This is a genomic window from Pseudoalteromonas sp. SG43-3 (genome assembly GCF_014164385.1).
GTDB classification, from domain to species: Bacteria; Pseudomonadota; Gammaproteobacteria; order Enterobacterales; family Alteromonadaceae; genus Pseudoalteromonas; species Pseudoalteromonas distincta.
In genome coordinates, this window is the sequence record NZ_JACJFC010000039.1 from 1 (window position 1) to 10,773 (window position 10,773).

At 41.3% G+C, this 10,773-nt stretch carries 9 protein-coding genes and 2 tRNA genes; 1 reads left to right on the forward strand and 10 read right to left on the reverse strand.

Annotation, left to right across the window (positions count from 1 at the left end; translation table 11 throughout):
• Positions 1–457: 457 nt before the first annotated feature.
• The gene (locus tag H5157_RS20095) at positions 458–1,054 is read left to right on the forward strand and encodes an HD-GYP domain-containing protein (RefSeq protein WP_004589546.1); all 597 of its coding nucleotides are present in this window, start codon (positions 458–460) and stop codon (positions 1,052–1,054) included.
• 399 nt (positions 1,055–1,453) lie between these two features.
• On the opposite strand, the gene nth is transcribed toward H5157_RS20095, so the two are convergent.
• The 10 genes from nth to H5157_RS20145 all read right to left on the reverse strand — a co-directional run bounded on the left by nth (position 1,454) and on the right by H5157_RS20145 (position 10,649).
• Complete coding sequence (gene nth / locus H5157_RS20100; protein WP_182725385.1) at positions 1,454–2,116, reverse strand: endonuclease III; 663 nt, start codon at positions 2,114–2,116, stop codon at positions 1,454–1,456.
• A gap of 49 nt (positions 2,117–2,165) precedes the next feature.
• On the reverse strand, positions 2,166–2,864 hold the full coding sequence (locus tag H5157_RS20105; RefSeq protein ID WP_182725386.1) for an electron transport complex subunit E: 699 nt from the start codon (positions 2,862–2,864) through the stop codon (positions 2,166–2,168).
• Positions 2,861–3,502, reverse strand: a complete 642-nt coding sequence (rsxG, locus tag H5157_RS20110) for an electron transport complex subunit RsxG (protein ID WP_182712198.1) — start codon at positions 3,500–3,502, stop codon at positions 2,861–2,863. The genes H5157_RS20105 and rsxG overlap by 4 nt, the downstream gene beginning before the upstream one ends.
• Positions 3,499–4,557 (reverse strand): electron transport complex subunit RsxD, encoded by a 1,059-nt coding sequence (gene rsxD, locus H5157_RS20115; protein WP_154903409.1) that lies wholly within the window; start codon positions 4,555–4,557, stop codon positions 3,499–3,501. The genes rsxG and rsxD overlap by 4 nt, the downstream gene beginning before the upstream one ends.
• Complete coding sequence (gene rsxC, locus H5157_RS20120) at positions 4,554–7,016, reverse strand: electron transport complex subunit RsxC (protein ID WP_182725387.1); 2,463 nt, start codon at positions 7,014–7,016, stop codon at positions 4,554–4,556. Before rsxC ends, rsxD begins: the two co-directional genes overlap by 4 nt.
• An 8-nt stretch (positions 7,017–7,024) precedes the next feature.
• Positions 7,025–7,579, reverse strand: a complete 555-nt coding sequence (gene rsxB, locus H5157_RS20125; protein ID WP_007585357.1) for an electron transport complex subunit RsxB — start codon at positions 7,577–7,579, stop codon at positions 7,025–7,027.
• Between the two features lies 1 nt (position 7,580).
• Positions 7,581–8,162: an electron transport complex subunit RsxA gene (gene rsxA / locus H5157_RS20130; protein ID WP_008172491.1), complete on the reverse strand. Its 582-nt coding sequence runs from the start codon at positions 8,160–8,162 to the stop codon at positions 7,581–7,583.
• 212 nt (positions 8,163–8,374) lie between these two features.
• On the reverse strand, positions 8,375–10,318 hold the full coding sequence (locus H5157_RS20135) for an EAL domain-containing protein (RefSeq protein ID WP_182696126.1): 1,944 nt from the start codon (positions 10,316–10,318) through the stop codon (positions 8,375–8,377).
• A 148-nt stretch (positions 10,319–10,466) separates the two neighbouring features.
• Positions 10,467–10,543, reverse strand: a tRNA-Asn gene (locus tag H5157_RS20140).
• Between the two features lie 29 nt (positions 10,544–10,572).
• Positions 10,573–10,649, reverse strand: a tRNA-Asn gene (locus tag H5157_RS20145).
• Positions 10,650–10,773 lie beyond the last annotated feature (124 nt).

Genomic DNA, 10,773 nt, shown 5'->3' on the forward strand with positions numbered 1-10,773 from the left:
TGGTATTTGCTTAATGGTCGTTATGTCGGTTTTGGATATCGTAAAACCAGTAAGGGAGCAAACATGCAACGTATGGCTAATTGCCGTCGTTGAAACGATTAACGGTCAATGTCTGCTTTTCGCTCTTTTGAGGCATTCGCCTCAACACGTTTTGGGGCAGAAACGAGTTACGCTTTAATGCCCGCTCATGGCACTTAGGCGAACTTCGGCAAAGAGCGATAACCGGTCATTGAGGATGGCTAAATTTAGGGCTAATTAATAGATAAAGTTGTGTCGTTTATTCATATAGTCAAGCAAACGAGCAACGCGTATATCCTACATTTAAATTTATTTAAAATCTTGAAATACCCTCGGTTATTTGTTGGAATGTGGATAGATGAGCTTGAAGTCAGCAAAAATATGCGTGATGAGCGCACTATTAAATTGTTAGGCGTTGCTGAACAAGGAGAGATATTCAATGGCTTTTGCCCTCGCACCAGATCAAGAAAATGCTTACCCATCACTCATTACGGCATTGTGCGCGCGCGATGCGTATACTAGAGGCCATTGTGACCGCGTCTGTGCGCTTGCGTTGGAAGTGGGGCGTGCGGCCGATTTGAGTGCCCCCTCATTAGATGACTTGCGTATTGCCAGTCAATTACACGACGTGGGTAAGATTGGAGTTCGTGATACTGTTCTCTCGAAGCCTGGAAAGCTCACACCTGATGAAAGAGAAGAGATAAAGGCTCACTCGGTTATCGGTGAGAGAATAATTAGTGAGACATTCCTGACAAACAGAGACGAGGTCGCGTCTATTGTCAGACATCATCATGAAGCATTTGATGGAAGCGGATACCCAGACGGACTGGCTGGTGCCGATATTCCCCTGAGTAGTCGAATACTTTCGATCATTGATGCGTATGATGCACTGACGACTAGCAGGCCATACCGCATGGCTAAATCGCACCTTGAAACTATGAATATCTTGAAGCATGAAGTGGACACGAAGTTTGATCCAAATATTTTTTTGTTGTTTACAAAAGTCATAAAGGCCAGTTCGGCACGTGCCTCGTAAACGCTCGTTCCTAGAATACGGTGAACGCTGCCTAAAAAGTCTCTGCAGATGACATTTGATCCGCCACCCACTTTTTTGCTAACGCAAAAGCAGGCGTTGTCTCAAATGCACCTGAGCTCAGGCGTTGCTAATGTCTGCAAATGGCACAAACCGGAAATAGCTTCCAATTAACTCCGTATTTAAATTTTAGGTTTTAGCTGGGCTCTAATTAATAAATCATAATCTATTTGCAACACCTCGCTTAAATTCAAACTATTCTGAAGTTAACGCAAATTTTCAATTTAATTGGTGCTGGCCGAATAAAGGCTCATATGAGAATCAAATCGCCAGCTTCTTAAATAGAAACTAAAGATGTGACCGTTAAAAGGTTTATGCTAATTAAAAAATAACTACTCTTAACTATGACTCAGTTTTCTCTTTATAGTCACACAAATCCTCAATTATACAACTTCCACATTTTGGTTTTCTCGCTGTACACGTATAGCGCCCATGTAAAATAAACCAATGATGGAGGTTAAACATAAATTCTTTCTTATTTGGCGTATTTTTAATTATAGCCTGTTCAGTCTGCTCAACAGTCTTACCCTTAGCGTAACCAGTACGGTTTGCAAGACGTTGGATGTGAGTATCTACTGCTAAAAAGTATCTACCTTCATTATCTTTTAGCCAACCAAAGGCTGTGTTGAGTACAGCATTAGCGGTTTTACGGCCAACGCCTGGTAGGGCTTCTAGGGCTTCACGATTTTCTGGCACGATGCTGTTATGTTCATCCACCAAAATTTGGCACATTTTGTACACGTTGGCAGCTTTAGAGTTAAATAAGCCGATGGTTTTTATATAATCACGCAGTGTATCGTGGCCTATATCTAAAATGGCTTGTGGTGTATTAGCAACAGGGAACAACTTTCGAGTGGCTTTATTAACGCCTACATCAGTTGCTTGTGCTGAAAGAGTTACTGCTACTAGTAACTCAAATGGGCTTGAATATTCAAGCTCTGTAACTGGATGTGGGTTATCGTCGCGTAGGCGCGACAGTATTTGGTGACGTTTTTCTTTATTCATGCAACTTAAAACGTATTAGTGCTAATTGTTGCTCTAATACGTTTTCCCCTTAAGTTAAGCTAGTAACACGTGCTCGAGGGCCTTTTTCAGCCTCTGGCGGTGCAACTTGTTTTGATTTTATTTGTGCGTCAATTACGTTTTTTGCAGCAATAAGTAGGCCAAGCCCTAAAAAGGCACCCGGTGGTAAAATTGCCAGTAAAAATTGATTATCAAAATTAAATACTTCTATGCGCATGCTCTGTGCCCATGGGCCAAGTAATAAATTGGCTCCGTCAAACAGCGTACCTTGGCCGATTAATTCGCGCATAGCTCCTAACACTAACAATACAGCCATAAAGCCTAAGCCCATCATTAAGCCGTCAAATGCTGATAAATGAACAGGATTTTTAGAGGCGTATGCTTCGGCGCGGCCAATAATGGCGCAGTTAGTTACAATCAACGGGATAAAAATTCCCAATGATTGATATAAACCAAAGGTATAAGCGTTCATAAGTAATTGAACTATTGTTACAAAGCCCGCGATGATCATGACAAATACAGGTATACGAATATCTTTTGGCACCCAGTTACGCACAATTGATACGGTAACATTTGAGCCTATTAGTACGAGTAAAGTTGCTAAACCTAAACCTAAGGCATTTGTTACAGTTGAGGTAACGGCAAGCAGTGGACATAAACCTAAAAGCTGCACAAGGGCAGGGTTATTTACCCATACACCTTCTTTGTATAATGTTTTTAACTCACTCATTTAGCTACCTCCATACATTCGGCATTAGGTGCTGCAAAAATATCATCAAAATTAGTTTGTGCGAACAATACGGCATTTTTAACAGAGCCCACAACAGCACGTGGCGTTATGGTCGCGCCTGTAAATTGATCAAACTGGCCGCCATCTTTTTTTACAGCCCAGCGAGCGTCTTCTTCGCCTTCAACCGTTAAGCTTTTAAATGTTGTGATCCAAAGTGATTTTTTAACTTCTACTTTGTCGCCTAAACCAGGGGTTTCTTCGTGTTTAGTTGTACGAACGCCAGCAATAGTGCCATCGCTTAATACCGCTGTTAATAAGTTAATATCGCCACTGTAGCCGTTTGGCGTAACATGCCTAATAACAACAGCGACTGGTTTATTGTTTTTACGAGCACGGTAAATTACTTGATTTGCGTATGGGCCTAGTTTTTCGTCAGTAATAATCACGCAATCTTGTGATAATTGATTGTCGTACGATTTTGGGTCGAGCACTTCTTGTAGCTGCGCAGTAAGTTGCAGTTGTTCTTGCTCTGCAATTTTATCGGCAGTAAGTGCATTGATCGAGGCAACTAAGCCTGTTGTTGCTAATGCAAACGCAGTTAAAATAGCACCATTTTTAGCCATTGACGAAATGATCATTTTACTGCTCCATGGCCATAAGTACGTGGCTGTGTGTAGTAGTCTATTAGTGGCACTGCAATATTAATCAATAATACGCTAAATGCGATGGCATCAGGAAAACCACCAAAGGTACGAATTAAATAAATTAGTAAGCCAATTAGCGCGCCATATATTAAGCGCCCTTTGTTAGTTGTTGCTGCAGATACCGGATCGGTCGCTATAAAAAAGGCCCCCATCATAGTGGCACCACTTAATAAGTGAAATAGGGTGCCCGGCTCTGTACCAGGTGATGCGATATAACCAATAGCACTACATACAGCTAAAGTTACGATAAAACTGACAGGAATATGCCAGTTAATTATTTTTGCTTTTAGTAAGTATAAACCACCCACTAAATAGCCTAAATTAACCCATGCCCAACCAAGGCCAGCCCATTCGTTAAATATTGGCTTTTGCATGCTCTCGGTAACGGTTAAACCGTGGGCTATGTCTGTTTTAACAGTATCTAGTGGTGTTGCCATTGTTAGGCCATCAACCCCTGCGCGTACTTGATCTAGGCTAAACCCAGAGGCCGTAAAATCGGTGAATATTAGCCTTAGCTGATCAGCAAAGCCTATTGGCGTATTTATTAAATCAGTAACAGGCAACCATGCGGTCATTTGCACCGGAAACGAAACTAATAGCAGTACATAAGCCGCCATTGCTGGATTGAATAAGTTAAACCCAAGGCCGCCATAAAGCTGTTTAACTATAACAATAGAAAATAAACAGCCAATAACGATTATCCACCAAGGCGCAAGTGGTGGAATACTCAATGCCAATAACACGGCAGTAAGCCACGCACTGCCATCACTTAATGCAGGCCAAACAGGGCGCTTTCGTATTAGCATTATTGCAGCTTCAAATACGCTTACAGCAACAAGCGCTAGTACCAGTTGAATAAGCACACCTGTTCCAAAAAAGAAAACTTGAGCAATTAGCCCAGGAATACACGCAGCAATAACGCTAAGCATTAATCGCGTTAACGATTTATGGCTGTGATTATGCGGCGAACTGGCCATGGTTAATTTCATGACTGATTATTTCCTTCTTTTTGTAACTTTTTAGCTTTTGCTCTCGCAATTGCAGCAGCCACGGCGGCTTTTTTCTTATCGTCGACTGATTTAGGTTTATCTGCTTCAGTAGAATTGGATGAGTCATCGGTGTTACTTTCTGCACTCTTAGGTGCTGCGCTATCAACTTGTAGCTCTTGGGGCTGAGTTTGTTCGGTATCTTCTAATGATTTAGCCGCTTTTTTAGCTTTTGCACGCGCAATGGCCGCGGCTACCGCTGCCTTTTTGTCATCAACAGGGGCATCACTTTGTGGCACTTCACTTGCTGTTTGCTCAGCTTCTTCAAGTGCTTTAGCCGCTTTTTTAGCTTTTGCACGCGCAATGGCCGCCGCTACGGCTGCTTTTTTATCATCAACAGGGGCATCACTTTGTGGCTCTTCACTTGTTGCTTGTTCAGCGTTATCTAATGCTTGTGCTGCTTTTTTAGCTTTAGCACGCGCAATGGCCGCCGCTACGGCTGCTTTTTTATCATCAACAGGGCCATCGCTGTGTGGCTCTTCACTTGTTGTTTGTTCAGCGTTGTCTAATGCTTTAGCTGCTTTTTTAGCTTTAGCGCGAGCTATGGCCGCCGCTACGGCTGCTTTTTTATCATCAACAGGGGCATCAGTTTGTGGCTCTTCACTCACTGTTTGCTCAGCGTTATCTAATACTTGTGCTGCTTTTTTAGCTTTAGCTCGAGCAATGGCTGCAGCGACTGCTGATTTTTTATCATCAACGGGTGTAGTCTCGGCCGATTCATCTGTTTGCGATTTTTGCTCTTTATATTTACGCGCTTGTTCTTTACGTAGTGCGCGCTCTTTTGCTACTTCGCTGTTGTCAGGTTCTAATTCAGCAGATTGATCGCCTAGCTTTTTAGCTTTAGCGCGTGCAATAGCGGCAGCAACAGCAGATTTTTCATCGCCGTTATCTGATTTATTTTTAACACGGGCTAGTGCCTCAGCTACTTTTTGTTTTTCGTCAGCAGACTTAGCAGCAGGTTTGCGTTTATGGCGGTTTTGGCGTTCTTCTTGCTCACGCTCTAAACGTTCTTTTCGGGCATCAAAACGCTCTTTTGCTCTGTCGGCTTTAATTTTGTCAGCTTGTTGTTCTTTAATTTCAACTTTGGCTATACGGTAGTACTGTACAAGAGGGATTTCGCTTGGGCACACGTATGCACAAGCACCACATTCAATACAATCAAATAAATTGTGCTCTTGTAGTTTGTCGTACTCTTTTGATTTAGCAAACCACTGCAATTGTTGTGGCAATAAAGAAGCAGGGCAGGCATCGGCACAGGCGCTACAACGTATACAGGCTTTTTCAGGGCCGGGTTCCGCTAGCTCTTTATGATCAGGCGCTAAAATACAGTTAGTGGTTTTAACTATGCCAATACGTACTGTGGGTAGCGTAAAGCCCATCATTGGGCCGCCCATCACAACACTTTGCTGCGGTACAGGAGAGAAACCTTGGCAATCTAGTAAATGCTTTATTTCAGTACCAAGCAGTGCCCATACATTTCCAGGTTTATGAATAGTGTTACCTGTTACCGTAACTATACGCTCAATTAGCGGTTTGCCTTCATAAACGGCTTGTTGTACGGCAAACAAAGTACCCGTGTTATGCACTAAAATACCAATATCGGCTGGAATACCAATGCTAGGAACTTCACGGTTAGTAAGTAATTTAATTAATTGCTTTTCACCGCCAGATGGATAAATAGTTGGCACCGTTTGAATAATAATTTTTGAGTTATGCTCAGCTGCTTGCTTCATTGCTGCAATAGCTTCAGGTTTGTTATCTTCTATACCCACAATGCACAGTGTTGGGTTTAAAAGTTGCTGCATTATTTCAATGCCTTGGATAACTTCTTTAGCGTGTTCGCGCATTAAAACGTCATCGGCAGTAATATAAGGTTCGCACTCAACAGCATTTACAATCAAAAATTCGATAGGTTGCTTGGTATCTGCTTTTACATAAGTAGGAAAACCAGCACCACCCATACCGCTAATACCGGCTTGGTGAATAATATTTATAAGCTCATCATGGCTAAGCTCAGCAGGATTTTTATTTTTATTTAGAGCTACCCATTCGTCTTTGCCGTCTGGTTCAATAATAACACTTAGTTCAGGCAGGGCCGATGGATGTGCTGATGGCATAGGTGCAATATCAGTAACTACACCAGAGCTTGGCGCATGTACAGGTACCGACCAGTTAGCAGCGGGTTCTGTTAGTGGTTGGCCTTTTAATACGTGTTGGCCTTTTTCTACAAGTAACTTACCATTTGCGCCTATGTGCTGCTTAAGCGCAACAATGAGTTTGTCGGGCAAGGGTAGGCGAGTGATACTCGCACTATTAGAGAGTGATTTTTGTTGTGGTGGGTGTATGCCGCCAGGAAATGCCCACACGGTGCCTTTTTTTATTTGTTCAAGTAACTTGTCCACTCAAACCTCTAATCTATTTGTGTAACAGGAATAGCGTCTAGCTGCCATTTCCAGTTTTGTTTAGTTTCGGCTACAGGTAGCATATCAATGCAATCTACAGGGCAAGGCTCAACACATAAATCACAGCCAGTACATTCATCAATTAACACGGTATGCATTTGACGAGTTGCGCCCAAAATAGCGTCAACTGGGCAGGCTTGAATACATTTGGTACAGCCAATACATTCATCTTCGCGAATATAAGCCACTGTTTTTATAGGTTCTGCTTGCTCGCCACCGGCAAGTGGTTTTTCATCAACCCCCATTAAGCCGGCAAGCTTTTTCATGGTAGATTCGCCGCCTGGTGGGCATTTATTTATTTCATCGCCATTAGCTATGGCTTCGGCGTAAGGGCGGCAGCCCGGGTAGCCACATTGTCCGCATTGAGTTTGCGGTAAAATCGTATCTATTTGCTCAACAATAGGGTTACCTTCAACGCGAAAGCGAATTGCTGCAAACCCTAAAATAAGTCCAAAAATGAGTGCTAGCGAACCAATCGCTATCAAGGCATAAAACAAGGTCATATTAAAACTTCACTAATCCAGTAAAACCCATAAACGCCATCGACATTAAGCCTGCAGTGATCATTGCAATAGAGGCGCCTTTAAAAGGCGTAGGAACGTCAGCAGCTGCTAAACGCTCTCGTAGTGCTGCAAACAATACAAGCACTAAAGAAAAACCAACCGCAGCACCAAAACCATATACCGCAGATTGTAAAAACGAATGATCTTCTTTGATATTTAATAAAGCCACACCTAATACCGCACAGTTAGTGGTGATCAGCGGTAAAAATATGCCTAATAAACGATATAGAGTAGGGCTGGTTTTACGCACAACCATTTCGGTAAATTGCACTACAACGGCAATCACTAAAATAAAGCTCATGGTGCGTAAAAAGGCGATATCCAGAGGGATTAAAATATATTGATTAACTAAATAGCTAGTTACAGAGGCAAGGGTAAGCACAAACGTGGTTGCCAAAGACATACCAATCGCCGTATCAAGCTTACCTGATACGCCCATAAACGGACATAAGCCTAAAAATTGTACTAATACAAAGTTATTAACCAGAACGGTTCCAATCAATAACAAGACATATTCTGTCATGTGTGCCTCACGCTATTAAAGTCCTGCTTATTATCCTTTTTTCTGCCCCGATAAACAACATTTGCGAGTCGTTATCAGTTAAATAAACGCAAGGACAAACATATTGATCACAAGGCTGTAAAATTAATGTGATTTTGATGTAAGGAATTAGTCAAATAGCAGAAACAAAAAAAGAGCAACGAATGCTCTTTTTTGTATTAATTGAAAACTAATTAAATGTCTTTAGGTTTTTCTATGTAATAACCTTGAACGCCATCTAAACACAACGTTTCTATAATGTGTTTCTCTTCTTGGCTCTCAACGCCTTCAGCAAATACGCTAACACCAATGCGGTGGGCTAAATCGACCATTAAGCGCATAAAGTACTGATTATTTTTATCATCTTCTAGGCCGCGAGTATAACTTGCATCCATTTTAATAAAATCAGGTTTTAAATCGCGGAAAAACTTAAATGAAGTTAAGCCAACACCAAAACGTTCAACAGTTACGCGTGCGCCAACACGGTGAACCATGTCGATAAAGCGCTTACTAGCTTTGATGTTTTGCTGTAAACCAAACTCGCTTACCTCAAATACTAGTTTAGATGCAATATGCGTATCTTTCAATAATCGGCGCTCTAGCCAAATTACAAACTGATCGTTGTGTGCACTTGAGGCTGTTACGTTTAAACCAAAAAACTTTTCAGATAAATTACGGCTTTTAACTTTTTCAAGAGAAGAGTCGATGATCAGGCGATCAATTTCTATTGCCATATCAAGTTTTTCGGCCATTGCTAAAAAAGAAGCGGTAGGCAGTACTTGATTGTCTTCTGTTTTAAATCGAACTTGTACTTCAGCGTAGGCTTTTATGCTTTTACCAAGCGGCATAATGTTTTGCATCACTAAATGCACACGCTTAGATTCAATAACTTCCTTAATAACCTTACGCCAGTTTTGATTACCAAACCCCGCACTTACGTTATTAACTAAATCGGTTTCGCGTTGTACGTGCCATGCATTAACTTGCTTTGACTGCGCCATGCTCATCGCGTTATCAACAACAGAAAGCAGTTCGCCTAACGGTTTACCTTTTTCGTAACCTACAATACCCGTATTAGCTACCGAGCTTAACTCTTGGTTTTGTTGGTACTGCGTGAAGCGCGATTGCAGGTTTTCACCAAAGCGCTCAGCTTCTTTTAAAGGAATGTGGGGTAGTACTACCGCAAAATCAGAGCTGTTTAATCTAAATACTTGGCTACCCGTGTAAGTGCCGCTTATGTGCTTAATAATATCAGCAACGCCTTTAACGTACTCGTCACCTTTTTGATAACCACGGCTTTGGTTTATAGCTTGTAGCTCGCTACAACGAACCATAGCTAAAGAGCCAAATGTACTTTGTTCAGTGTTTTCAATATTTTTTTCGTAGTACTCAACAAACATATTACGATTACCAAGCGAGGTAATTACATCTTTGTACGCTTCATGCTTGATAGTCATAGCAGCGCTTTGTATGTCTTCGTTTTTGTTTTTTAAAAAATGTGATAACCGATTAAAACTAGGTACTAAATCTTTTCCCATTTTTTTCAATCGAGTGCCATCTAATGCTGTTTCTAAATCATTATCAACTTGGTTTTGATTGATATAAATATCGATAATGTCAGCAACTGTTGTACTTATATTTTTATTTAAATGATAAAAAATAGATTTCATTAGAATTATTGGAATAATAACTAAAATGGCAGAAATCAAAATAACAATAAAAAGGGACGTTTGTAGCTGCGACGCTAAATGCTCAATGTTAAGTACAAATTCAACTTTTATATCTGCGGCATCGTTTACAGCAAACTGTGGGCGTACAGAGTTAAAGTTAGAGAGTACAAAATCAGCAAACATTGGTAATTGAGTAGGGGGGTTAATGCTAAATACTTCAGCACCTTGGTAATCTCTTAGAGTAAAGCTTGAAAACGTATTACCATCTGCAATTGATTGTTTTAAATTTTGAGCAGAAATATCGTCTAAAGAAAGGTCATTAATATACTTAGTAACAGTCGTTTGTGCATTTTTTTGTGCATCACTTACCGCAGTATCAAAGCTTATAGATATGAAGTAGCTTCCTGCTGCAACACACAATAACCAAGAGATAATTTGTATAAAAATAAGTTTTTTAAATCCAGCCATGTTTTCAGTCTTTTAATAATCAAAAGGGAAGGAATCAAGTCCTTGATTAATAAACTAAGTACAGCGCATTAAAGAATTAAACTAATGCTTTAGTTATATAAGGAAGAGTAGTGGAAATAGCTTGGAATGTCTATGAAATTCTTAGAATTGGCTCCCCCTCCCCGACTCGAACGGGGGACCTGCGGATTAACAGTCCGTCGCTCTAACCAACTGAGCTAAGGGGGAACTAAAGTACTGATATTATTATGATGATTTGGCTCCCCCTCCCCGACTCGAACGGGGGACCTGCGGATTAACAGTCCGTCGCTCTAACCAACTGAGCTAAGGGGGAACTACATCATAAACATAAACTTGGCTCCCCCTCCCCGACTCGAACGGGGGACCAGAGCAGAAACAGTCCCTCCCGCTCACCAACCGAGCTAAGGGTGCATCGTTTCTGGTTTAAAAACTTGACT

What these genes read in the sequence shown, in the direction of transcription:
- H5157_RS20095 (WP_004589546.1), top strand. Translation starts at nt 458, where the DNA reads ATGGCTTTTGCCCTCGCACCAGATCAAGAAAATGCTTACCCATCACTC.
- nth (WP_182725385.1), bottom strand. Translation starts at nt 2,116, where the DNA reads ATGAATAAAGAAAAACGTCACCAAATACTGTCGCGCCTACGCGACGAT.
- H5157_RS20105 (WP_182725386.1), bottom strand. Translation starts at nt 2,864, where the DNA reads ATGAGTGAGTTAAAAACATTATACAAAGAAGGTGTATGGGTAAATAAC.
- rsxG (WP_182712198.1), bottom strand. Translation starts at nt 3,502, where the DNA reads ATGATCATTTCGTCAATGGCTAAAAATGGTGCTATTTTAACTGCGTTT.
- rsxD (WP_154903409.1), bottom strand. Translation starts at nt 4,557, where the DNA reads ATGAAATTAACCATGGCCAGTTCGCCGCATAATCACAGCCATAAATCG.
- rsxB (WP_007585357.1), bottom strand. Translation starts at nt 7,579, where the DNA reads ATGACCTTGTTTTATGCCTTGATAGCGATTGGTTCGCTAGCACTCATT.
- rsxA (WP_008172491.1), bottom strand. Translation starts at nt 8,162, where the DNA reads ATGACAGAATATGTCTTGTTATTGATTGGAACCGTTCTGGTTAATAAC.
- H5157_RS20135 (WP_182696126.1), bottom strand. Translation starts at nt 10,318, where the DNA reads ATGGCTGGATTTAAAAAACTTATTTTTATACAAATTATCTCTTGGTTA.